25 protein-coding genes and 1 tRNA gene are annotated in these 22656 nt (G+C 61.8%); 22 read left to right on the top strand and 4 right to left on the bottom strand.

Annotation, left to right across the window (positions count from 1 at the left end; all coding sequences use genetic code 11):
* Positions 1 to 130 precede the first annotated feature (130 nt).
* The 11 genes from AB1402_06850 to surE all read left to right on the top strand — a co-directional run bounded on the left by AB1402_06850 (position 131) and on the right by surE (position 9164).
* On the top strand, positions 131 to 1873 hold the full coding sequence (locus tag AB1402_06850; GenBank protein ID MEW6541313.1) for a hypothetical protein: 1743 nt from the start codon (positions 131 to 133) through the stop codon (positions 1871 to 1873).
* A gap of 64 nt (positions 1874 to 1937) precedes the next feature.
* A complete protein-coding gene (locus AB1402_06845; protein ID MEW6541312.1) occupies positions 1938 to 2858 on the top strand; it encodes a D-alanine--D-alanine ligase in 921 nt (306 codons plus the stop codon).
* A gap of 95 nt (positions 2859 to 2953) precedes the next feature.
* A complete protein-coding gene (gene deoC / locus AB1402_06840; protein MEW6541311.1) occupies positions 2954 to 3559 on the top strand; it encodes a deoxyribose-phosphate aldolase in 606 nt (201 codons plus the stop codon).
* A gap of 122 nt (positions 3560 to 3681) precedes the next feature.
* A complete protein-coding gene (locus tag AB1402_06835) occupies positions 3682 to 4815 on the top strand; it encodes a tetratricopeptide repeat protein (protein MEW6541310.1) in 1134 nt (377 codons plus the stop codon).
* A gap of 189 nt (positions 4816 to 5004) precedes the next feature.
* The gene (gene queD / locus AB1402_06830) at positions 5005 to 5394 is read left to right on the top strand and encodes a 6-carboxytetrahydropterin synthase QueD (GenBank protein ID MEW6541309.1); all 390 of its coding nucleotides are present in this window, start codon (positions 5005 to 5007) and stop codon (positions 5392 to 5394) included.
* Positions 5395 to 5399: 5 nt separating this feature from the next.
* The gene (queC, locus tag AB1402_06825) at positions 5400 to 6062 is read left to right on the top strand and encodes a 7-cyano-7-deazaguanine synthase QueC (protein MEW6541308.1); all 663 of its coding nucleotides are present in this window, start codon (positions 5400 to 5402) and stop codon (positions 6060 to 6062) included.
* Positions 6063 to 6626, top strand: a complete 564-nt coding sequence (locus AB1402_06820) for a DUF366 family protein (protein MEW6541307.1) — start codon at positions 6063 to 6065, stop codon at positions 6624 to 6626.
* Between the two features lie 2 nt (positions 6627 to 6628).
* Positions 6629 to 7363 (top strand): 7-carboxy-7-deazaguanine synthase QueE, encoded by a 735-nt coding sequence (locus AB1402_06815; protein MEW6541306.1) that lies wholly within the window; start codon positions 6629 to 6631, stop codon positions 7361 to 7363.
* A 30-nt stretch (positions 7364 to 7393) separates the two neighbouring features.
* On the top strand, positions 7394 to 7954 hold the full coding sequence (gene folE, locus AB1402_06810) for a GTP cyclohydrolase I FolE (protein MEW6541305.1): 561 nt from the start codon (positions 7394 to 7396) through the stop codon (positions 7952 to 7954).
* 242 nt (positions 7955 to 8196) lie between these two features.
* Positions 8197 to 8376, top strand: a complete 180-nt coding sequence (locus tag AB1402_06805; protein MEW6541304.1) for a YpmA family protein — start codon at positions 8197 to 8199, stop codon at positions 8374 to 8376.
* Between the two features lie 14 nt (positions 8377 to 8390).
* On the top strand, positions 8391 to 9164 hold the full coding sequence (gene surE, locus AB1402_06800; GenBank protein MEW6541303.1) for a 5'/3'-nucleotidase SurE: 774 nt from the start codon (positions 8391 to 8393) through the stop codon (positions 9162 to 9164).
* On the opposite strand, the gene spoVB is transcribed toward surE, so the two are convergent.
* Positions 9165 to 10739 carry a stage V sporulation protein B gene (gene spoVB / locus AB1402_06795; protein MEW6541302.1) on the bottom strand — a complete coding sequence of 525 codons (1575 nt, stop codon included), beginning with the start codon at positions 10737 to 10739 and terminating at the stop codon, positions 9165 to 9167.
* Between the two features lie 199 nt (positions 10740 to 10938).
* Here spoVB and fusA point away from each other — a divergent pair, with 199 nt between their 5' ends.
* Positions 10939 to 12960 (top strand): elongation factor G, encoded by a 2022-nt coding sequence (fusA, locus tag AB1402_06790; protein ID MEW6541301.1) that lies wholly within the window; start codon positions 10939 to 10941, stop codon positions 12958 to 12960.
* A 168-nt stretch (positions 12961 to 13128) separates the two neighbouring features.
* Here fusA and AB1402_06785 read toward each other — a convergent pair whose 3' ends face one another.
* The 3 genes from AB1402_06785 to AB1402_06775 form a co-directional block, all read right to left on the bottom strand.
* Complete coding sequence (locus AB1402_06785; GenBank protein ID MEW6541300.1) at positions 13129 to 13416, bottom strand: hypothetical protein; 288 nt, start codon at positions 13414 to 13416, stop codon at positions 13129 to 13131.
* Between the two features lie 272 nt (positions 13417 to 13688).
* Positions 13689 to 14156, bottom strand: a complete 468-nt coding sequence (locus tag AB1402_06780) for a hypothetical protein (GenBank protein ID MEW6541299.1) — start codon at positions 14154 to 14156, stop codon at positions 13689 to 13691.
* Positions 14157 to 14266: 110 nt separating this feature from the next.
* Positions 14267 to 14342, bottom strand: a tRNA-Trp gene (locus tag AB1402_06775).
* Between the two features lie 156 nt (positions 14343 to 14498).
* Between AB1402_06775 and AB1402_06770 the strand changes: the two genes are divergently transcribed.
* The 10 genes from AB1402_06770 to lysA all read left to right on the top strand — a co-directional run bounded on the left by AB1402_06770 (position 14499) and on the right by lysA (position 22593).
* Positions 14499 to 15653, top strand: a complete 1155-nt coding sequence (locus AB1402_06770) for a D-alanyl-D-alanine carboxypeptidase family protein (protein ID MEW6541298.1) — start codon at positions 14499 to 14501, stop codon at positions 15651 to 15653.
* A gap of 104 nt (positions 15654 to 15757) precedes the next feature.
* Complete coding sequence (locus tag AB1402_06765) at positions 15758 to 16093, top strand: anti-sigma factor antagonist (GenBank protein MEW6541297.1); 336 nt, start codon at positions 15758 to 15760, stop codon at positions 16091 to 16093.
* Positions 16094 to 16128: 35 nt separating this feature from the next.
* Entirely contained in the window at positions 16129 to 16575 is a 447-nt protein-coding gene (spoIIAB, locus tag AB1402_06760; protein ID MEW6541296.1) for an anti-sigma F factor, read from the top strand.
* Positions 16559 to 17332: an RNA polymerase sporulation sigma factor SigF gene (gene sigF / locus AB1402_06755; GenBank protein MEW6541295.1), complete on the top strand. Its 774-nt coding sequence runs from the start codon at positions 16559 to 16561 to the stop codon at positions 17330 to 17332. Before spoIIAB ends, sigF begins: the two co-directional genes overlap by 17 nt.
* Positions 17333 to 17420: 88 nt before the next feature.
* Positions 17421 to 17615 carry a dodecin family protein gene (locus tag AB1402_06750; GenBank protein ID MEW6541294.1) on the top strand — a complete coding sequence of 65 codons (195 nt, stop codon included), beginning with the start codon at positions 17421 to 17423 and terminating at the stop codon, positions 17613 to 17615.
* A 46-nt stretch (positions 17616 to 17661) separates the two neighbouring features.
* Positions 17662 to 18123, top strand: coding sequence for a stage V sporulation protein AC (spoVAC, locus tag AB1402_06745; protein ID MEW6541293.1), 462 nt, complete (start codon positions 17662 to 17664; stop codon positions 18121 to 18123).
* A 12-nt stretch (positions 18124 to 18135) separates the two neighbouring features.
* Complete coding sequence (spoVAD, locus tag AB1402_06740; protein MEW6541292.1) at positions 18136 to 19152, top strand: stage V sporulation protein AD; 1017 nt, start codon at positions 18136 to 18138, stop codon at positions 19150 to 19152.
* 18 nt (positions 19153 to 19170) lie between these two features.
* Positions 19171 to 19527, top strand: a complete 357-nt coding sequence (gene spoVAE / locus AB1402_06735; protein ID MEW6541291.1) for a stage V sporulation protein AE — start codon at positions 19171 to 19173, stop codon at positions 19525 to 19527.
* Between the two features lie 285 nt (positions 19528 to 19812).
* Positions 19813 to 21168, top strand: coding sequence for a TrpB-like pyridoxal phosphate-dependent enzyme (locus tag AB1402_06730; GenBank protein MEW6541290.1), 1356 nt, complete (start codon positions 19813 to 19815; stop codon positions 21166 to 21168).
* Between the two features lie 102 nt (positions 21169 to 21270).
* Complete coding sequence (gene lysA, locus AB1402_06725) at positions 21271 to 22593, top strand: diaminopimelate decarboxylase (GenBank protein MEW6541289.1); 1323 nt, start codon at positions 21271 to 21273, stop codon at positions 22591 to 22593.
* The last annotated feature ends 63 nt before the right edge of the window (positions 22594 to 22656 follow it).

The raw sequence follows: 22656 nt of genomic DNA, 5'->3' as shown, positions 1-22656 counted from the left end.
TAAACATACCACGGCCCCGGGAACGGACGCAAATTGCAGTATATGGCAGGAAGGCCCGCTTGAACGGCGGGTGGCGCCCGCCATGCGGGCTGCATAGCATGGCAATGCATCGCGGGCGGGGGGAGTGACTTTGGCTTTGACGGTCTCTTGGTCGCGAATAAGGGCTTTTCTGACCCGGGTCTTGCTGATCCCGTTGCTGCCGCTGTTGGGCTGGGGACCGGCGACGCACCCGCTGCTGAACAAGTGGGCGCTCGAGCGGGCCCACGCCGAGCGGAAACGGGGCAACAAGAAGATCAACGGCGAAATCCTGGCGCGGCTTTCTGCTCACCGGGAGACCTACATGTTCGCCGGTAACAGCACCGACGTGATTTCGCTGGACCATCTCAAATCCGGTGGGAAATCCATCTACGATTATGCGCACAATTACTACCCCGATCACGCTGGGGGCAGTCCTGTTTTCGGCTACCAACTGATCGATGAGTGGCGGGAGGCGGCGCTCGGCCACCGGGAGATCACCTACCCGGAGCGGGACTTCGCGGTCGCCTGTGGCTGGCTTTCGCACCAGTTGGCGGATTGGTACGCCCACTACGCCCCCATTGACCGGCAGGGGAGGCTCGTTTCAGAGACCGGTGCCGCGCCGGACGGACACGCCGTTTTCTCGGGGTACTCCAACGCGCACCGGGCGCTGGGTGCCTGGTTCTTACCGGAGATCCTGCACCGGTACCGCCTGATCGACCACGCGCTGATCGAATTCGCCCACGATTTCCTTTTGCTGGTCGGCGCCGAACCCTTAAGGCGGCACAACCGGGTGGAACTCTTCCACACCTATTCCGCTGATGGAAAGCGCCGCAACCTCCTTACGGCCGCCTCGGAGCGCTACCAGGGAGTGACGGCCAGAATTTGGCCGGAAAACGTGGACGCGTGGAAAAAAGACTTCAACAGCCTGATCCGGGGCCAATTGGTGTTCGTCGAGTTGCTTTTGCACCGGAATCCCTGGCTGGCGGAGACCGTGCGGCGAAGTCTCGATCCGGCGGAGACCGGGCAGCCGGACTACCTGGAGTTATGCGTGGCCAAGATCGTCGATGAACTCTTCTGCAAGAGTTTTGCCGAAATCAGTGAACTCGCCCGGCGCTCCGAATGCCGACCGGGGGGTTCAACCCCGGCGGTCGAAATCCGGGAGTTCGGGCGCTCCGGTACGGTCCTGTTTGAGATCTTCCGCCGCGTGGGCGAGTACGTGAGCCCCGAACTGACGCGGCGGTTGACCAGGTGTGAAGACGGGGCGAACTTGCGCCTGCTGTGGGGGCTCGTGGACGTACGGGCCTGCCTGGTCAGGGAGTTGGCGCGGCACGGGGCGGCCCGGGGGTTTTGGGGGCTCGCCCAAAGCGTCTACCCGGATCCGGCGCTCTGGGGTTTCCTCGAGGAGCTGATGCGGGGCGCCGACGACCTGGAGGCTCCGAGAGAGCGCTTCCGCCGGGCGTTGCAGCCGGTGGTGGAGCTGGCGGGTCCCGCGAATCTGAATGAAGAAGAGCGGTTACGGCGGATGCTGGAAGCGGGGGAACTCCGGGTGCAGATCGTGCCGGGGATCGCCCTGGACCGACCGTTGCCGGAGAAAGAGATCAACCCGGTCACCGTGCGTTTTTGGATCAACAACTATCCGGTGTCGGACTTGGCCCGGTTCTTCGAACTTGATTCGGGCTGGGACGGATTTAGGCTGATGTTGCGGTGCCTGGTGCGCGAGCCCCTTTGCTCCGGGCGGCATTACCTGTACGTTGACGCCGCGGACAACGCCGGCACCGAGGCACGCGCGCTGCGGCGCGAGATCGGAATCGGCGGCGGTTGGCGGCAAAGGAATTCAGCGCCGGAACCAGAATAGACTCTTGGCGAAGTTTTTTTGAGTCCAGGCAGCCGGCAGTAAATTCTTGTGAGGTGATCCCTGCTTGGTGCGTAGGATTGGGGTGTTGATGGGCGGCTTGTCGGCGGAGCGGGAGGTCTCGCTGAGAAGCGGCCGGGCGGTTTGCGCCGCCCTGGAGTCCAGGGGATACGAAGTGGTACCGATCGACGTGGACCGGGACGTGGCCCAAACGATAAGGGAGACCGGGATTGAGTTGGCCTTTATCGCCCTGCACGGTCCGCTGGGTGAGGACGGAGCCGTCCAGGGGCTCCTGGAGTTGTTGGGCATTCCTTACACCGGTTCGGGGGTCCTGGCCAGCGCCCTGGCGATGGACAAAATCGCGACCAAGAAGATGCTGGCCCACGCCGGGCTGCCGGTGCCGGAATTCCGGAAAGTGGAGGCGGGAGACGCCGAAGGCGTCCGGGCGGCGGTCGCCGGACTGGGCCTGCCCGTGGTGGTCAAGCCGCTCGCACAGGGCTCCTCGCTCGGGGTGTACATCGTCGACCGGGAAGAGGACGTCGGCGTACGCATCGCGGACGCCGCCGCCTATGGGGGGCCGCGTGTTCTGCTCGAGAAGTTCATCGCCGGGCCGGAACTCACCGCGGCGGTGCTCGGCAACCGTGACCCGTGGGTGCTGCCCTTGATTGAAATTGTTTCGGCAACGGGAAAATACGACTATGAGTCCAAATACACCCCGGGCTTGAGTGAGCACCTGATCCCGCCGCGCGTGCCCCGGGAGGTCCAGGAACGGGTGTCGGACCTGGCGTTGAGAGCTTACCTGGCCCTCGGTTGCCGGGGATTTGCCCGGGTGGACCTGATCGTGCCGGGTGACGAGGCGTATATCCTGGAGATCAACACCATACCGGGTTTGACCGACGTCAGTCTGTTCCCCGATGCCGCGCGGGCGGCGGGAATGTCGTTCGCCGACCTCGTTGAGCGCTTGGTGCTGCTGGCCCAGGAAAGATAAGCCGCAAATTTTAGGAGGAGATCGAAATCGACAGAGAAAAATTTTGCCGGGCCATCGACCACACCCTGCTGAGGGCCGACGCCGTTCAGGACGACGTGCGCAGCTTGTGCCGCGAAGCGCGCGAGTTCGGTTTCGGAGCGGTGTGCGTGAATCCTTGCTTTGTGTCCCTGGCCGCCCGGGAGTTGGACGGGTCCGGGATCAAGGTGTGCACCGTGATCGGGTTTCCGCTGGGCGCAAACGCCATTGAAACCAAGGTGACCGAAGCCCGCCTGGCGGCCGCCGACGGTGCCCGGGAGATCGACGTCGTGCTGAACATCGGCGCCTTAAAGGAGGGTGACTCCAAATACCTGATGTCCGAAGCCGATAGGGTCATCGAGGGCGCGCGGGATTTGGACCGGGAAATCGTGGTCAAACTCATCGCGGAGACCGGGTTTTTAAACGAGGACCAGAAGCTGCTGGCCTGTTGGGTGGCCACGGGTTCGGGTGCGGACTACGTCAAAAACGGCACCGGCTATGGGCCCACCGGAGCCCAACTGGACGATATCGGTTTCCTGAGAAAGTCTGTCGGTCCGCATTTCGGCGTCAAGGCCGCCGGAGGAATCCGGGACCTGAAGACGGCGCTGGCGTTCCTGGAAGCCGGAGCCGACCGTTTGGGGACAAGCGCCGGCAGGCGGATAATGCGGGATTGGCCGGCCGGATGACCGTTGTCGAAATACAAAGCTTTCCCCCGGTCTTTGTTGCAATAAATATGCCATCAATGGGAGGATAAGGAAAGACGAGTGGCGAAAAGTATTGTGCAAAACGGGGGAAGGGGCTTTGCGGAATGCGTTGGGTATTGATAAGGAATCCGTGGACGCGGGCCAAGAAAAGCATCCGGCGTGCCAACGTCTGGCACCAGTCCAGCCGGGCGCTAAGGCGCTTGGGCGCGGAGCGGACGGCGGCGCACCTGCTTGAGCGGGCACTGGAGGCCCAGCCGGACCGAGGGGAATTGCACCTGGACGCCGCCCGCTACTGCTTGAAGTCCGGACAGTTGGAAAAGGCGGCTTGGCACTGCCGACGGGCCAACCTGCTGATTGACGAGAACTTCATCCAGTGGCTGGAACGCGCCTGCCGGGAGGACGACGGGGCCGTGATCGGGGATCGTTTGGTGGCTCTCGGGGCGCTGGGAAACTGGTATTTTCAGACCGGTGACTTCGACAAGGCGGTTGATTTTTACTCCCGGGCGCTCAGTGGGGGGCGGATCGACGCCACGGTGCTGAACAACAAGGGTCTTTGCCTGCTCCAGTTGGGCCGGAACCAGGAGGCGTTGCCTTTGTTTCAACAGGCCCTGGCCCAAAAAGCGACACCCGAGATCCTGGTGAATTGCGGGTTGGCTTTAAACCGCTTGAAACGCTATGCGGAAGCCTTGAGTTGCTACGAGAGGGCGCAGCGCAAAAACCACTCCTCTTTGGAGCTGTTGATTAACAAGGGATACACGTTGTTCCACCTGAAGCGCTACGACGAGGCCGTTCTTTGCTTCGAGTTGGCCCAAGCCGTAACCCCTCAAGATACCGTTGTTTTGAACAACCTGGCGGCCTGCTACCTGAAGGTGGGCCGGTTTGACGCCGCCTCCTCCTCCTACCGTACCGCGCTTGAGGGCGCACCGCACGATGCGGCCTTGCACAACAATTACGGGCTTTGCCTGGAGCGGCAGCAGCAGTATGCGGAGGCGCTGAATCATTACGAGCGTGCTCTCGCCTTGGACGAAAAGGAGCGGGAGACCTTTTTGGCAAACAAGGCCCAGTGCCTGGTCCGGCTCGGCCGCCATGAAGAGGCCGCCGTCATTTGCGATTCGTTGTTGCAGGGCGCTCCCGAGAATCGTCTTTACTGGGGTCTGAAGGCCGACGTGCTCGCCGCCGCGGGCGCCGCAGACGAGGCGGTCGATTACTACAACCGGGCCCTCGGGCTTACCGGTTAGCAATCCTCCTTAAAGGCAATGAGGAAATCCCTTGCGGGAAAACCGTGTTTGGTGTACCTGGCCTGACGCCCTCCGGGGCGTTTCTTTGTTGGGCGGCTTTTTCCCTGGAAGGAGTATCCGTGAAAAGGGGCGAACCTAAAATAACGGTTTGCGCCACTTGCCATACTAGTCTTCACGGGAGGAATGCGGATGTTTGAACTGCGCGTCCGTTCGTCCTTTGCCGCCGCCCACCGCCTGCACGAGTATCCGGACCGGTGCCGGCGGCTGCACGGCCACACCTGGGAAGTGGAGGCCGTGGTGGCCGGCCCGGAACTGAACGCCGCCGGGATGCTGGTGGATTTCACGCTGCTCAAGAACGAACTGCGGCAGGTGGTGGGAGCCCTGGACCATTGCTACCTCAATGAATTGGCGGCATTCGGCCCCGACCGGCCAGAGAAGAACCCGACGGCCGAGAACATCGCCCGTTACATATTCACCGAGTTGAAGGCTCGTTTGGCCGGTATCGGGCCGGCCGGGGTCCTGACCGCGGTCACGGTCTGGGAGTCGGCCAAGGCGGCCGCCACCTACCGGGAGGGATGAACTGGATGAAGGGGATCGTCTTGCTGTCCGGAGGCGTGGACTCGGCCGTATGTCTGGCCTTCGGCGTGCGCAGCCTGGAAATCGCCCTCTGCCTGACGGCCGATTACGGCCAACTGGCGGCCGGGCGGGAAATCGCGGCCGCCGCGGCCCTGTCGGCGCACTACGGGATTCGGCACCAAGTGGTTGAACTTCCGTTTCTCAGGGACATCGACTGCTCGGCGCTTACGGGGCGAGCAGGACTTCCGGAACCCGACGAGGTGGAGCTGGACGACCCGGTGCGGTCCGCCGAGACAGCCCGGCAGGTTTGGGTCCCCAACCGTAACGGCCTGCTGGTGAACGTGGCGGCGTGCTACGCCGAAGCCTTGGGCTGTGAACGGATTATCGCCGGGTTCAACCGTGAGGAGGCCCGGAACTTTCCGGACAATTCCCCGCAGTTTCTGGACGCCGTCAACCACTCCCTGGCTTACTCCACGCTGTCCGGAATCCGGGTCACCAGCTATACCCAGCAGCTCGACAAGGTGGAGATCGTCGCTCTGGGACAGCGCCTGGGGTTGCCTTGGTCTTATGTCTGGAGCTGCTACCGCGGCGGGGCCCAAGCCTGCGGCGCGTGTGAAAGCTGCCGGCGCCTGGAACGGGCCAAGAGGAGCGCCGGCGAGGTGAGGGTGTAAATGCAGTTCTTAGTACACAAGCAGGTACTGGAATATGACGGCAGCCAGTTGTCGTCACTCTGGGCGTTGCGCGGATTCAACCTGCAAGGAGACAGCATTGTCACTTTCCGCGGCCCGTGCCGGGTTGACCTCGACGCCCTGGTGGACATCCGGGACCGTCTTGACCGGGCGCCGATCTACAGTCCGGACATGCTGCACTTTATCGTGGAGCATTTCGACCTGGACCTGGAGAAAACGGTCTGCCGCCAGCGGCTGCTGATGGTGATTGTCAAGGACTTGGTGGGCGAGATGACCGGTGTGTCGTTGCGCCGGCTGGGTGACGACCTCTGGGCCGGAAACCGGAAACTCTCCGTTTCCATCGCCACCCTGACGCCGGTGAGCACCATGATTCACGCCGGGCTCAACGTCGACACCACGGGGGTGCCGGTGCCCGCCGTGGGGTTGGGCGAACTCGGACTGGACGAGGATTCGATCTGGTCGCTTGCCCAGCGGACCAGTTACGGTTACGCCGATGAGATGAGGAGTTGTATTTTGGCGCGGTGCAAGGTGCGTGGCGTTCCATGAGCATGGCGGCTCCCATAACGGAGGTTTTTACCTCGGTTCAGGGTGAGGGCCCTTACGTGGGCTGCCGGCACATGTTTGTGCGCTTTGCCGGCTGCAACCTTGAATGTACGTACTGCGACACGCCGGCTCCGGCCGGGCGCCGGTGCCGGGTGGAAAACAGCCCGGGCCGGAAGGTCTTTACCTGGCATCAAAACCCGGTCACGGTGGAAACGCTGCTCGGCTGGACCAGCCGGGCGGTTGGTCCCCGCTACCACGCCCTGGCACTGACCGGGGGGGAGCCGCTGCTGCACGCCGGCTTTCTGGAGGCCTTCCTGGCACGGTTTTGCGAACATGGGGGCCGGTGTTACCTGGAAACGAACGGTACCTTGCCGGAAGCCATGGAGCGGCTGACCCGGCTGGTGGACATCGTGGCCATGGACGTCAAACTGCCGAGCGTGACCGGCTTTCCCTTTCCGCTGGCGGAACACCGGCGGTTTCTGGAGGCGATCGGCCCCGCGCACGTTTTCGTAAAGGCGGTGGTGGGCTCCGAGACCACGGACGCCGAGTTGGACGCGGTTTGCGGACTGCTGTCGGCAGGTGCCCGGCCGGTCATGCTGGTGCTGCAGCCGGTGACCCCTTTCGCCGGCGTACGCCCGGCCCCGCCGGAGCGCCTGCTGGAGATGCAGGAGCGGTGTTTGGACCGGCTTCCGGAAGTGCGGGTCATTCCCCAGGTGCACCGTACGCTGGAAGTCCTTTGAGTAAGTAAGCGTTTTTAAGGAGGCGCGCCGGTGAATTTGGAGAAGATCGAACAGGCCGTGGCCATGATTATCGAAGCTGTCGGGGAGGACCCGAAGCGGGAGGGGCTCCGGGACACCCCGCGCCGGGTGGCCCGAATGTACGCCGAGGTGTTTTCGGGGCTTTCCACCGAACCGGAGGAAGTCCTGGAGCGTTTCTTCACCGAAAACCACGAGGAATTGGTCCTGGTAAAGGACATCCCGCTGTTCTCAGTCTGTGAACACCACCTCCTGCCGGTGGTGGGCAAGGCCCACGTGGCTTACATACCCCGCCGGGGTCTGATCACGGGTTTGTCGAAACTGGCCCGGGTGGTGGACGGCTACGCGCGCCGGCCGCAGTTGCAGGAACGTTTGACCGCGCAGGTCGCCGATGCTATAATGAGAAGGCTTGAGCCCCACGGGGTCCTGGTGGTGATCGAGGCCGAACACATGTGCATGACCATGCGCGGGGTGAACAAACCCGGTGCCCAGACGGTGACGTCCGCGGTGCGGGGTATTTTTGAGCGCAACGCCAAAACGCGGATGGAAGCGCTGACCCTGATCAAAGGATGCTAGGAGACCGCTGCAAAAAACTCGCGCCTGGCAAAAAAGAGGTGTGAAGTGAGAAGTTAGAAGCGGGATGCTTGATAGAATTCGCAAAACGAATTCTATCAGAATTCTCACCTCGCACTTCCCACATCTCACTTCTGGAACGTCCAGCTTCGCCGTATCAAGCCATGCTTGTTTTTCGCGTCCTCCAAGCGTTTAGAACGATTTCTGGTTTTGTAACACTCTCCTAGAGCGGAGGAGAATGCGCCGTGAAGGAAGGCGGGTCCGCGGGAAAACTGGAGTTGATCAGTGCCCGGGCTTTTGAGCCGTACGACCAGATGTACCGCGTGGTGGACTTCCTGAATAAATCGCTGAAGGACCGTGATCTGGTTTTCGGCCTCTCGAAGGACGAGGACGGAAAGATGGTCGTTGCGATCTATAAGACTTAGACGGGAGAGTGGGTATGCGGATACTGCTGACCAACGACGACGGGATCTTCGCGCCCGGTCTGGAGGCGTTGCGCAACGCACTGTCAGACCTTGCCGAAACCGTGTACATCATCGCTCCGGACCGTGAGCGGAGCGCCACCGGCCATTCCATTACCGTGCACCGGCCGATCCGGGTGCGGGAGGCCTGTCATGTCGACGGCAACTGCTGCGGTTGGATTGTCGACGGTACACCGGCCGACTGCGTCAAACTGGCCCTGGAGTCACTCCTGCCTGAGACCCCCGACCTGGTGATTTCCGGTATCAACCCCGGTCCGAACCTGGGTACGGACGTACTTTATTCCGGCACTGTTTCGGCGGCCATGGAGGGACTGATCAACGGGGTGCCGTCCCTGGCCATTTCCCTGGCCAGTCACCGGGAAGCGGAGTTTGAAGAGGCCGCCGCCTTCGCCCGCCGCCTTTTGCCGTTTTTGTTTCAACACCGGGAGATGTTCACGGCCAACACCCTGCTGAACATCAACGTGCCCGCCGGAAAGCCGGCCGGCGTCAAGCTGACCCGCCTGGGGAACCTGCGCTACGCCGACGCCATCGACCGGCGGGTTGACCCCCGGGGACGGTACTACTATTGGATGGCCGGGAAACCGTTCAGTCCGGACGGTTACGATCCTGACACCGACATAGGGGCCGTGAAGGACCAGTACATTTCCATCACCCCGGTAAAGATCGACCTCACCGACTACGAGGCCCTGGACGCCCTCAAAAAGTGGCCGGTTGACTGGAATGGCAGTTAGCTAGTTCCACCGGCCGGGCCCGCGTCTCAAGAGGTCGCGCATGAGGCCGCCCAGCCTGGTGCGCTCCTCGCGCGCCAGCGCACCGGTTAGAATCACCACCGCCGTGTATGCCGCCAGCCCGCCCGATATGGCCAGCATAGTACCGAAGACACTATCCGGCGCGGGGCCGACCCATTGGATCACCGCGACCATCGCCAGAGCGCCGAGCGCGGTTTTCCCCAAACTGTTCAGGTAGTCCGGACGGTAGCCGGTAAGCCGGTGGATGTCGCGAAGGTTCAACAACGCCATGACCGCCAAGTGGGCGGCCAGAGCCAGGGCGGCGCCGTTCACCGCCAGGCCCGGCATCGCCGTCAGGTAGTAGACTCCGGCGATTTTGAGCACCGAGGCGACCAGGAGGTTGACCAGCGGCTGCATTGCCTTGCCCAACCCCTGCAGGATGCCGGTGGTGGTCTGGATGATGTACAGGAACGGTCCGCCGATCGCCAGGAACTGCAGGATCACTCCCGCTTCGGGATATCCGAACAGCAGGCCGCAGATGTGCCGGGGCAAGGTCAGAAAGAGTACGGCGCTCGGGATGCCGATCAGCAGGGTGAGACGGAGGGCCGAACCGACCCGGCTGAGCAGCAGGGTCGAATCTCCCCGGGCGTGCGCGTTGGAGATAGCGGGCAGGAGGGCGGTGGCCAGCGAGATCGTGAGGATTCCGGGTGTGAACAGGAGGGTCTGGGCCATTCCGGCCAGCTTGCCGTAGACGGCGGTGGCCTCGGCGGTCGAGAGGCCGGCTGCGGCCAGGCGTTTGGGAATCATCACCGCGTCGATCGACAAAAGGGCGGTGGAGAACACCCGGGAAACGGTGACTGGTCCGGCAACGCTCAAGATCCGGCGGGAGGTGACCACCAGGTGTTCAAAGGACGCCGCCGTCCGGGTGCCGCCGGCCACCGCCGGCCGCCGGGTGAGGAAGATCAGGAGCATAAGCAAAAAGCCGGACAACTCCCCCAGGACCACCCCGGCGGAGGCGCCGGCCGTGGCCCAGGCGATGCCCTGGGGCATGAGCAGGTAGGCCAGGACCACGCCCGAGACCACGCGCACCGACTGCTCCACCGCCTGGGTGACCGCCGTAGGTGACATCTGCTGCAAACCCTGGAAAAAGCCCCGGAAGGCTGAACACACCGCAACGATTAGTATCCCGGGGGTGAGTACCTTGAAAGCCAGGTGGACGTCCGGATTGTCGAACACCATCGTTAAGAGCGGCGTACCGAAGAGGAACAGAATGATCGAAAGAATCAGCGCGGAACCGAAGACGTAGCCCAGGGAGATTTGGAGAATTCGGTAGGCGTGGGCGAGGTTGCCGCGGGCGGATTCCTCGGCGACCAGCTTGGCGATGGCCACCGGTATCCCCGCGCTGGCCACCACTAGAAAAAGAACGTATACCGGATAGATCATGCTGAAAAGCCCGATGCCTTCAGCCTTCAGCAGGCGGACCATCAAGATCTGGTAGATGAACCCGAGTATGCGGTTGAAAAGGCTGGAAGCGGTGAGGACCAGCGTCCCTTGGGCCACCGACTGCTTTTCGGACATCGCTCTACGCCCCTTGATTGTGCCGGTTAATGTTTATGTGGGGTGGGCCGAGCCTATGTGAAGCCTGGAAAAGTTGGACGCGCCACAAGGAATTCACAGGATGGCGGTAGAACTAAATACCGCTTTGCGGTCTTTGATAGAGTGAGAATAGAAGCATTTCTTCCAGGAAATCATAATATTGACAAGAGGGGGCTGTCGCGTGAAGAATTACGAGGCCGGAAGGATTCGAAACGTGGGCCTGATTGCCCACGGCGGAGCGGGAAAGACTTCCTTGGTGGAGGCGATGCTCTTTAATACCGGCGTCACCACCCGTATCGGGCGCGTGGAGGACGGTACCACGGTAGGGGATTATCACCCGGAGGAAATCAAGCGGGGGATGACCGTCCACACCAGCATCATCCCCGTGGAGTATAGCGGGTTTAAGCTCAACGTACTGGACACACCCGGGTTTTTGGACTTTGTCGGTGACGTGAAGGCCGCGCTGCGGGTGGTCGACGGGGCGCTGGTCGTGGTCAGCGCCGTGGACGGCGTTGAGGTGATGACCGAGATCACCTGGGATATCGCCGCTGAACGGGGACTGCCCCGCATGGTGTTCATCAACAAGCTGGACCGGGAAAACGCCAACTTCTTTAAGGTCTTGGACGAACTGAAGGAGAAATTCGAGGCCCGTTTCGTGCCGTTCCAGCTCCCCATCGGCAACGCCGAAACCTTCGAGGGCGTGGTCGACATTGTGGACGGCAAGGCCTTTAAATACGCCAACGGAAAGCCCGAGGAAACTCCGGTGCCCGAAAACTTGGAACCCGTGGTGGAGGAGTACCGGGAGCAGTTGATCGAGGCCGCCGCTGAGGCGAACGACGACTATATCACCAAGTACCTGGACGGTGAAGCGCTCACCCCCGAAGAAGTGAATCTGGGATTAGCCGAGGCGTTCAGAGCCGGCAAGCTGGTGCCGGTATTCACCGGGTCGGCGGTCAGGAACATCGGGGTGGACTTGATCACAGCCGCGGCGGCCCGGTACTTCGCGCCTCCCGCGCTGGAAACCGGCAAGCAACTGGCCGCACTGGTCTTCAAGACGCTGACCGATCCCTACGTCGGGCGGATGAACTTTGTCCGGGTGTATTCGGGAGAACTGAAGAGCGACAGCAGCGTATTCAACGCTAACAAGGAGAAGACCGAAAAAATCGGACAGGTATTGTATGTGCGGGGCAAGAACCAACAGGGCGCGGAGGCGGTGCCGGCCGGCGATATCTGCGTGCTGGTGAAGCTTCAGGAAACGGGTACGGGCGACACCCTGACCACCAAGGATAACCCGCTGGTCCTGGAAGGGATCGACTTCCCCTCCCCGATGTTGTCCCTGGCCATCAGCCCGAAGAGCAAGGGTGACGAGGATAAACTCTCCACGGCGCTGGCCCGGATCGTCGAAGAGGAACCGACGGTCCGGATCAAGAAAAACGCGGAAACGAAGCAGACCGTCATCACCGGGATGGGCGAAGCCCAACTGGACATCATCGTCGACCGGTTCAGACGGAAGTACGGGCTGGACGTGGTGCTCGACCCGCTGCGGATTCCTTACCGGGAGACCATCCGCAACGAAACCAGGGTCGAAGGGAAATACAAGAAACAGACGGGCGGCCGCGGGCAGTACGGGCACGTTTGGGTCCGCCTGGAACCCCTGACCGACGGCACCGATTTTGTCTTCGACGAAGAGGTGTTTGGCGGTTCCGTGCCCAACGGGTTCTTCCCGGCGGTGGAAAAAGGCATCCGGGAAGCAATGCAGGAGGGCGTGGTGGCCGGTTACCCGACCACCGGGATCAAGGCGGTGCTGTATGACGGCTCCTACCACCCGGTGGACTCCTCGGAAATGGCGTTCAAGATCGCGGCTTCGATGGCTTTCAAGAAGGGTGTGCTGCAGGCCCAGCCGGTGCTCCTGGAACCGATTATGGAGGTGGAGGTGACGGCGCCCGAGGGGTTCATGGGGGACATCATCAGTGACCTTAACGGAAAGCGCGGCCGCATCCTGGGGATGGAGCCGGAAGGGAAGCGGACCAGGATTCGAGCCACCGTCCCGTTGGGCGAACTGGCGCGTTACGCCATCGACCTGAAGGCCATGACCCAGGGCCGGGCGTCTTTCACCATGCAGTTCGGTTCCTACGAGGAAATGCCCGCCCACCTCGCGGAAAAGGTGATCAAGCAGGAAAGGCAAGCCGCCGAAAACAAGTAGGGGGTCAAACAAGCAGGGGGCCCAGGCCCCCGGAATAACAAAACGGGGCAGAAACGCGGCAGGAGGACCGAAGCCCTCCTGCTTTCGTTTTCGTGATGCCCTTCGTTGCCCGCGATCCCAGTCCGATAGGGCGGCAAAGGCCTTCTGGCGGTTGTAGTGCGGCAGTTTTTAGGGACCGGGATTATCGTTGTCACCGGTTCGGGGTTTGGCATTGAACCAAGCGTGACCGCAGCGCCGGCAACGGGTCTTTTTTTTGTCGGGGTCGGCCACCCGCAGGATAAGCACCACCGCGAGCGCAATCGTCGCCATTCCGGCCAGCGGGTTGACGAAGATCATAATGTAGATTCCGAACCAGAGCAGCATGACAATGGCAATCGCCAGCGTGTAGCCCGTGCGGGCCACATGTTCCGAACCGCACCGGGGGCATTGCTGGGTTTCCTCATCTGGATGGGACAACCAAACCGCCCCTTTGCCGACAAGTGGGGACAAACCCTTACAAGATCTCAGATGCAGGCGATGATTAATTAATTGGAGACCAACTCCCAACTCCTCGAGGACGCAGGTTAAATGCCCGACAAATGACCGGTTATGGGTTTCTTCCAAAGAGATCGTGGACACCTGCCTTTTGGAGAGCATGCCGGAGCCAAGGGAACACCGGCATACGGCCGAGCGGGTGGGCAAACACGGCCCATCAAAAAACGAAAAACCCGGCGTTTTGGCCGGGTGCTTTAACGGATGGCCCTTTCCTCCTGAGTGGAAAGGCGATTGTCCAGGCGTTTAATGTCGTCCCAAACTGCACTTAGTTCTTTCTTGATGATAGCAACGTCCTTCTGGATTTTATTAACGTCTGTTCTTAACTCCTGCTGGCCTGTTCTTAACTCCTGCTGGCCTGTTCTTAACTCCTGCTGGCCTGTTCTTAACTCCTGCAGGTCTGTTCTTAACTCCTGCTGGCCTGTTCTTAACTCCTGCTGGCCTGTTCTTAACTCCTGCAGGTCTGTTCTTAACTCCTGCAGGTCTGTTCTTAACTCCTGCTGGCCTGTTCTTAACTCCTGCAGGTCTGTTCTTAACTCCTGCAGGTCCTGACGGACAGGCTTTAATTCTTCCTGTACAATGGACCGGACCTCCTGCCGGACGGACTGCATTTCCTCTTTGATTATACCGCGCAGCATGGCAGTTAATTCGTTACCATTGGACATCGATAACACCTTCCTCTTTGTCGGCGACGTGTTCCAGCAGGTCCCGGGGCTGGACATCTGTTTACGGCTCTCATTATGAAAAATCCCTAGGGCTGAAATCCTAAAAATAATGGCGGGGGAGGCAGGAATCGAACCCACAACCTTCGGTTTTGGAGACCGCTGTTCTGCCATTTGAACTACTCCCCCGCGCAATCTTGATTATAAGCAGCAGGGACGAAAATGTCAAGCAAACCGCCGCCGGCGCGGGCGGCTTACAGGTACTTCCAGGCTGGTTTTCAGGCCGGTATACGATGCCGGTAACTAAACATACTAAGGGGCAACAAGAACAAGGGAGGGCGTACCGTGCGTCAACGCTTTGTGCTGAGTGTCATCGTCACCCTGACCGTGTTGCTCGTGTTTGCCGGTTCTGCCGCCGCAGCGGTAAAGGCCTCCGGGCAAGGCCCGGAAACGGAGGCCGAATCGGCGGTCCTGCTGGAGCCGGTGTCCGGCCGAATACTGTATGAAAAAGAACCCAACAAGGAACTGCCCATCGCCAGCGTGACCAAAATTATGACCATGCTGCTGGCCGTCGAGGCCCTGGACAGCGGCAAGGCTAAACTCGACGACATTATTGTCACCAGCGAACATGCGGCGGGAATGGGCGGTGCTCAGATCTACCTGGCGCCGCAGGAGGAAATGAGTTTCCGTGAACTGCTCATCAGCGTGGCCACCGGTTCGGCCAACGACGCCAGTGTCGCCATCGCGGAGCACATCGCCGGGAGCGAAGAGGCGTTTGTGCAGATGATGAACGAACGGGCGGCGGAACTGGGGGCAAAACACACGCATTACGTCAATCCGACGGGCTTGCCGGCCGAGGGGCATTACTCCTCCGCCCACGATCAGGCGGTGATCCTCCGGGAGGCAATGAAACACCCGGTGTTCCGTGAAGTATCGGCCATCAAGGAATACGACCTGCGTGGGGGAGAATTCAAGCTTTGGAATACCAACAAGCTCCTGTGGTGGTATCCGGGGGCCGAGGCCGGCAAGACCGGTTGGACCAACGAAGCCAAGTACTGCATGGCGTCCAGCGCCAAAAAGGACAACCTCCGTTTGATTGCCGTGGTGCTTGCGGTGCCGGAAACAAAAGGCCATTTTCGAGAGTCCGTCAAGCTTTACAACTGGGGCTTCGCCAGGTTTGAGGCGGTGGTCCTGGCCCGGGAAGGCGAATTGATCAAGACGCTGCCCGTGGACAAAGGGGTTCACACCGCCGTCGACCTGATCGTGCCGCACGAAGTTTGTGCGGTGGTGTCCCGGGGAGAAAAAGAGGGCGTTGACTTTCGCGTGGAGCTGCCCGCGCGCCTGACGGCCCCCTTGAGACAGGGCGAAGCTCTGGGCGCTTACGTGGTGTTGCAAAACGGCAGGGAAGTGCTCCGGGTGGGCCTAGTGCCGGCGAAGGACGTGCCCGAGGCTTCGTTCGCGCAGCAGTTCATGCGGATGACCGAGAGGATCTGCGGTTGAGTTCGGCCCGGGAGATTTTCCGCCCCAGCTGGAAACTTTTAGCAGGAAATCCGGTTCAGCCCGGCGAAGGAGTCCGGCAGCACGTGGGCGGGGAGGAGTCCTTATTGCTTACCGTTGACCACCGCGGGAATGCCCTGATCGCCCGTCTCTCGGGTGAACTGGACCTCCAGGTCGCCGACGAACTCCGGACCAGGTTGGACCGGGCGCTGGACGAAACGGCCACGGCCAACCTGGTTTTTAACCTTGAGGCGGTCTCATTCGTGGACAGTTCGTGTTTGGGGGTGATTCTCGGCCGGTACAAGAGGATTTCCGGCGGAAGCGGGGAAATGGTTTTTGTTTCTGCACCTCCGGGAGTCCGGCGGGTGCTGGAACTGTCAGGTCTTTTGCGGATCGGGCGGGAGTATGCCACCGAGGAGGAAGCCCTGGCCCAGATGGGGTAGGTAATGGGGTAATGGGGTAGAGGAGGACGGTCGGCTTGGATTATCACAATTTCTTGCGTTTGGAGTTCTACAGCCTACCGGTGAACGTGGGGCTGGCCCGGGTGACGGTGGCTGCCTTTGCCGCGCAGCTCAACTATACAGTCAGTGAACTGGACGACATCAAGGGTGCGGTGTCCGAAGCGGTTTCCAACGCCATCATCCATGGTTATCAAGGGGCGCCGGACCAGTTGGTCAAAGTGACCGCCGTAGTCCGGGGGAATGAGCTGGAGATCGCCGTTGAAGACGGCGGCAAAGGGATCGGGAACCTGGCGGAAGCCCTGCGCCCCGGTTACACGAGCGGGGTGGAGCGCCTTGGGCTGGGTTTTTCCTTCATCCGGTCGTTTATGGATACTCTTGACGTGCAGACGGTGCCCGGCCGCGGCACCAAGGTGCTGATGACCAAGCGGGCCGGATTGCCCGGTGGCCATGCGCACGCGAATTGACCTCAATATTCCCAACCACCCCCTGCTTAAGGACCGGGAGACCCGCCGCCTGTTGCGACTGTCCCAGCAAGGCGACGTGTTGGCCCGGGAAACACTGATCAACGCCAACCTGAAGCTGGTCTGCAACGTTATCAGGCGCTTCGAGGGGCGGGGCTACGATCCCGACGACCTGTTCCAGATCGGCTGCATCGGTCTCATGAAGGCGATTGACAAGTTCGACCTGCGCTTCAAAGTGAGGTTTTCCACCTACGCCGTCCCCATGATCATCGGGGAGATCCGGCGATTTTTGCGGGACGACACCCCGCTGCGCGTCAGCCGTTCTTTGAAGGAGCTGGCCTGGAAAGCGCAGTCGGCGCGTGAACAGCTTCAAGCGCGGCTGGACCGCGACCCCACTATCGGCGAGCTGGCCGAGGAACTGGGCATCCCCCGCGAGGAACTGGTGGGCGCGCTGGAGGCGGCCCAGTCCCCAACCTCGTTGTACGAAATTCTGCACCAGGACGAGGGAGATCCGATCCACGTTATGGATCAGGTTCAGAACAAGGAAGGGAACGAAGGCGCCTGGGTCGAGCGGATCGCGCTGCATGAACTCCTGGACGGCCTGCCGGAACGGGACCGGCGGATCGTGGTTTGGCGCTTTTTCGAGGACAAAACTCAGGCGGAAGTGGCGCGCAGCCTGGGGCTTTCCCAGGTGCAGGTGTCCCGCTTGGAAAGGGAAGCCCTGAAGAAACTGAAAAACATGGCCGGAGCCGAGCTTTGAACCGCGGGAATAATCCCGGCGGGGCACCGGCATAATAAATCTGGTTTTAGGGTTCACCGCATCTATCGCACGAGGAGGAACAAAGAACATGCAGGTGAAAGTGGCGGAGTTGGTGGCCCAGTCCAAGAAGAGCTGGGATGACGCGGTACTCAGCGCGGTAGGGGAAGCCGCCCAAAAGATCGGTAACATCACCGGGGTCGAGGTGGTGAACATGACCGCGGATGTGCAGGACGGCCGGGTGGTCGAGTACAAGGCCGACCTGAAGATCGCCTACGTGGAATAGTCCCGGTAACGACCGGTAAGCTTTAGACAGGCGGGGTGTCAGGGTTTTGAACGTTGACTTCACCAAACCGGCCGGGATCCAACGCAAGCACTACCGGAACTTCACCGACCGGATCAACCCCAAACCCAATGTCCTGGTGAACGCAATCTGGGCGTTCGTGGTCGGGGGGCTCGTCTGCGCCGTCGGTCAGGGCTTATTGAGCGCGTTTTTGGCGGCGGGGCTGCCCGTGCTGGAGTCCGGAACCATGACGGCGGTGGTGCTGATCTTTATCGCCGCCTTCCTGACCGGGTTGGGGGTGTTCGACGATATCGCGAAATACGCCGGTGCGGGAGTGATCGTGCCGATCACCGGTTTTGCGAACGCGATGGTGGCGCCGGCCATGGAAGCGCGAAACGAAGGGCTGGTCCTCGGGGTGGGTGCGCGGCTTTTCACCATCGCCGGTCCGGTCCTGGTATTCGGAATTGTGACGGCCTGGCTCACCGGGCTCTTCTATTTCTGGTTCAGATGACGGAGGATACGCATGCCTGCCGCCAAGAAGAAAGGCCTGCAAACGCTCGTTTTCCAGAACCCCCCGGTGATCGTGGCCAGCGGTACCGTCGTGGGTGGCAAGGAGGCCCGGGGGCCGCTCGGGAAAACCTTTGACCTGGCCATTGACGATCCCTATCACGGGGAGAAGTCCTGGGAGCACGCCGAGCGCCGGATGCTCGAGGACGCGGCGAAGACCGCCCTGAAAAAAGCGGGCCTTGGTCCGCAGGGAATTGACTTCTTCCTGGCCGGAGATCTGGAGAACCAGATCCTGGCCTCTTCTTTTGCGGCCCGCAGCCTGGGCATCCCCCACCTGGGGCTTTTCGGCGCCTGCTCCACCTTTTACGAAGGGCTGATTATCGGCGCCGTGCTCATCGACGGCGGCTTCGCGGAGAAAGTGCTGGTGGCCGCGTCTTCGCACTGCTGCACCGCCGAAAAGCAGTTCCGGTTTCCGACCGAACAGGGGGTGCAGCGCTCCCTGGCGCAGAGCTGGACGGTCACCGGCGCGGGCGCCATGGTCCTGGCGTCCCAAGGGGCCGGTCCGGTCATCACCCACGCCACCGTCGGAAAGGTGATTGACCTGGGTCAGAGTGATCCCACCAACTTTGGGGCGGCAATGGCCCCCGCCGCGGCCGATACCATCGTCCGGCACTTTCAGGACACCGGGCGGCCGCCGGAGTTCTACGACCTGGTGGTCACCGGGGACCTGGGGATCTACGGCCGGGAACTGGCCCAGGGGCTGATCGGGGACCACGGCTACCGGGTGGAGGGCCGGTATACCGATTGCGGAATACTGATCTACGACCACGACACGCAGGATACCCACGCCGGGGGCAGCGGTTGCGCCTGTTCGGCGGTGGTCACCGGGGGTTATCTGCTGCAGCAGCTTCAGGCCGGGAAACTCCAGCGCTTCTTGGGCGTGGGCACCGGTGCGCTGCTGAACGCCGACTCCCCCAAACAGGGAGAAACCATTCCGGGAATCGGCCACGGGGTAGTAATTGAGAGACGGTAAGGAAGGGGCGGCGGCCCGGTGATTTTCCTGACGGCCTTCATAGTAGGCGGCCTCATCTGCGTGGTGGGCCAACTGCTGATGGACCTGACCAACTACAAGGTGACTCCGGCACACATCCTGGTGGGGTTTGTGACCACGGGCGCCGTCCTCTCGGCGCTGGGTCTCTACCAGCCGCTGGTCGAACTGGCGGGCGCGGGGGCGCTGGTACCGCTCACCGGTTTTGGGCACATCCTTGCGCAGGGGGCCATCAGAGGGGTTGAGAAGGACGGGTTGCTGGGGGTGTTCGCCGGGGGGGTGGAGGCGGCCGCCGCCGGCGTTACCGCCGCCGTGGTTTTCGGCTACTTCTTTGCGATCCTGTTCAAACCCAAGGGTTAGACAACCCACAGCCGGTCTTTTAGATCAGCACCATTCGCCGTGCCTCAGGGCTCCATATCATCTGCCTGCCGGCAGCCATTGCGCTTTTCAGCCAAAGGAGCCCTGCTCCGAAAATACAGAGCAGCGGTTTAGGTGATTTTCATCCCAAGTGGTGCCGCGTGCGGTATGGCTGTTTAAATTTCTCAAAATTTCGAGACCGCGAGGGGCGTATGAAGTTCGCCCTTGCAGAAGCTTGTCAGAGTCAGTAAAATGAAAATGAGTTTTTTTGAGAGGAGAGGAGTTTTAGTGACCCAAACCAAGATCCTGTTGTCGGAAGCCGAGATCCCGGAGGCCTGGTACAATATTCAGGCCGACCTCCCCAACCCGGTTCCACCGCCGCTGCACCCAGGCACCAGGCAACCGATCGGGCCGGAGGACCTGGCCCCCATTTTCCCGATGGAACTCATCATGCAAGAGGTTTCCACCGACAAATGGATCCCGATCCCAGACGAGATTAGGGACATCTACCGTCTCTGGCGGCCCACCCCGCTGATTCGCGCCTTGCGCCTGGAGAAGGCGCTCGACACGCCGGCACGCATCTACTTCAAATACGAGGGCTACAGTCCGGCGGGCAGCCACAAGCTGAACACCGCGGCACCGCAAGCCTACTACAACAAGCGGGCGGGCGTGAAAAGGCTGGCCACCGAAACGGGTGCCGGGCAGTGGGGCAGTGCGCTCGCCATGGCCTGCCGGTTCTTTGGACTGGAGTGCACCGTGTATATGGTGAAGGTCAGCTACCGGCAGAAACCCTACCGCCGTTCGCTGATGCAGATCTTCGGCGGCGAAGTCATCCCGAGCCCCAGTGACCGGACCGAGGCGGGCCGGGCGGCACTGGCCGCCAATCCGGATTCTCCGGGCAGCCTGGGATTGGCGATCAGCGAAGCGGTGGAAGACGCCGCCAAGCGTGCCGATACCAACTACGCATTGGGAAGCGTTTTGAACCACGTACTGTTGCACCAGACGGTCATCGGCCTGGAGACCAGGACCCAGCTGGCCAAGACCGGCGAGCAAGCCGACATCGCCATCGGCTGCTGCGGCGGCGGAAGCAACTTCTCCGGCTTCGCCTTTCCGTTCGTGGAGCAGATCATCAAGGGTGAGGCCGCGCCGCGGTTGCTGGCCGTGGAACCCACGGCCTGCCCGACGCTGACCCGGGGCAAACTGGCCTACGACTTCGGGGACGTGGCCGGATTGACGCCCCTGATTCACATGTACACCCTGGGCAAGGACTTCATGCCCCCCGGCATTCACGCCGGCGGCCTGCGCTACCACGGGGACGCCCCGCTCTTGTGTCAGGCGGTCAGGGACGGTTTCATCCACCCGGTGGCCTACGGTCAGAAGCAGGTGTTCGAGAGCGCGGTGTTGTTCGCGCAGACCGAGGGCGTCGTCCCGGCGCCGGAGTCGGCACACGCCGTGGCCTGCGCGGTCGAGGAAGCGATTGCCTGCCGGGAAGCCGGAGAGGGCAAGACGATCGTATTTTGCATGAGCGGGCACGGTTACCTGGACCTGGCCGCCTACGACGATTTCCTGGCCGGGTCGCTGCAGGACTACCCCCTGCCTGAGGCCGAGCTGCAGCACTCCCTCGCCGGGCTGCCCCAAGTATAGTCCCCGACGAGGGTATGCGCAAGGCCCGGTCTTACTTGCTGCAGCACTCCCTCGCCGGGCTGCCCCAAGTATAGGAATCTTTTTTCAGGCCGGGAGGCGGACATGAGACTGCACGGCACCATGCGGGTCAACGAAAAAGGCCACCTGGAAATCGGGGGCTGCGACACCATCGATTTGGCCCGGGTTTTCGGGACGCCCCTTTACGTGCTGGATGAAGCATTGTTTCGAGAAAACTGCCGTTCGTACCGGCGGGCCTTTGCCGGAGGCAACGGCGGGGTGCTCTACGCGGGGAAGGCCCTCCTGACCCTTGCCGTTTGCCGGTTGGTCGAGGAAGAAGGGTTGGGCTTGGACGTCGTCTCCGGCGGCGAGCTCTACACCGCCGTCCAGGCTGGTTTCCCGATGGACCGGGTCTATTTTCACGGCAACAACAAGACGGCCGACGAGGTGCGGGTAGCGCTTCGTCTTGGCGTGCACCGGTTCGTGTGTGACAGTATCGACGAACTTGACCTTCTGGGTCGCTTGGCGGCGGAGCAAGGCCGGGAATGCAGCCTTTTGCTGCGCCTGACCCCCGGGATTGAGGCCCATACCCATGATTACATCCGAACCGGACAGATCGACTCGAAGTTCGGCTTGGCCATTTTGAACGGTCAGGCGCTGGAAGCGGTCCGCCGCTGCCTGGAGCATCCGGCTTTGAGGCTGCGTGGACTGCACTGCCATATCGGCTCGCAGATCTTCGAACTGGAACCGTACGCCGACGCCGCCCGGATCCTGCTGGCCTTCGCCGGCCGGGTGCGGGACGTGACGGGCTGGGTGATTGAAGAGCTTGACCTGGGCGGTGGTCTGGGCATCTACTATGGTCCGGGGGATGACCCGCCGGCTGTGGAGAACTTGGCCGAAACGATCTTTGGTGCAGTTGCGCGGGCCGCAGCTGACGAAAACCTGCCCATTCCCAGGATATTGGTTGAGCCCGGGCGGTCCATCTCCGGCCCGGCGGGGACAACGTTGTACACCGTAGGCACGGTCAAAGAGATTCCAGATATCCGGACCTATGTGGCGGTGGACGGCGGGATGGGAGACAACCCCCGCCCGGCTCTGTACGGAGCTAAGTACGAGGCGTGCTTGGCCAACCGGATGAACGGGCCCATTCACACCGCCGGCGTCTCACTGGCCGGCCGCTACTGTGAGTCGGGGGACGTATTGATCCGGCAGGCGTACCTGCCGCCGGTGCGGGTCGGCGACCTGGTCGCCGTTAGTTGCACCGGGGCTTACACCTACTCGATGGCGGGCAACTACAACCGGTATCCCCGTCCGGCAATGGTTCTGGTCCGGGACGGGAGCGCCGAGTTGATTGTGCGCCGGGAAAGCTACGCCGACCTGATCCGAAACGATGTTCTGCCGGCGCGGTTTCGCACCAGAGAGGCGTAGCGGCCGGCATCCGGTGAACGGAACGGAACAGGGTTAAGGGATGGGGCGCCCGGCGCGGGCGCC

It is taken from the genome of Bacillota bacterium (assembly GCA_040757205.1).
Classification (GTDB): Bacteria; Bacillota; Desulfotomaculia; order Desulfotomaculales; family Desulforudaceae; genus Desulforudis.
Note: the sequence above shows the minus strand (reverse complement) of the source record. Positions and strands in the feature narration are given on the sequence as shown.

Bases quoted from the DNA above. Each gene is read 5' to 3' on its own strand.
- AB1402_06835 (MEW6541310.1), top strand. From the start codon at position 3,682: ATGCGTTGGGTATTGATAAGGAATCCGTGGACGCGGGCCAAGAAAAGC.
- queD (MEW6541309.1), top strand. From the start codon at position 5,005: ATGTTTGAACTGCGCGTCCGTTCGTCCTTTGCCGCCGCCCACCGCCTG.
- queC (MEW6541308.1), top strand. From the start codon at position 5,400: ATGAAGGGGATCGTCTTGCTGTCCGGAGGCGTGGACTCGGCCGTATGT.
- AB1402_06820 (MEW6541307.1), top strand. From the start codon at position 6,063: ATGCAGTTCTTAGTACACAAGCAGGTACTGGAATATGACGGCAGCCAG.
- AB1402_06815 (MEW6541306.1), top strand. From the start codon at position 6,629: ATGGCGGCTCCCATAACGGAGGTTTTTACCTCGGTTCAGGGTGAGGGC.
- surE (MEW6541303.1), top strand. From the start codon at position 8,391: ATGCGGATACTGCTGACCAACGACGACGGGATCTTCGCGCCCGGTCTG.
- spoVB (MEW6541302.1), bottom strand. From the start codon at position 10,739: ATGTCCGAAAAGCAGTCGGTGGCCCAAGGGACGCTGGTCCTCACCGCT.
- AB1402_06780 (MEW6541299.1), bottom strand. From the start codon at position 14,156: ATGTCCAATGGTAACGAATTAACTGCCATGCTGCGCGGTATAATCAAA.
- sigF (MEW6541295.1), top strand. From the start codon at position 16,559: ATGCGCACGCGAATTGACCTCAATATTCCCAACCACCCCCTGCTTAAG.
- AB1402_06750 (MEW6541294.1), top strand. From the start codon at position 17,421: ATGCAGGTGAAAGTGGCGGAGTTGGTGGCCCAGTCCAAGAAGAGCTGG.
- spoVAD (MEW6541292.1), top strand. From the start codon at position 18,136: ATGCCTGCCGCCAAGAAGAAAGGCCTGCAAACGCTCGTTTTCCAGAAC.
- lysA (MEW6541289.1), top strand. From the start codon at position 21,271: ATGAGACTGCACGGCACCATGCGGGTCAACGAAAAAGGCCACCTGGAA.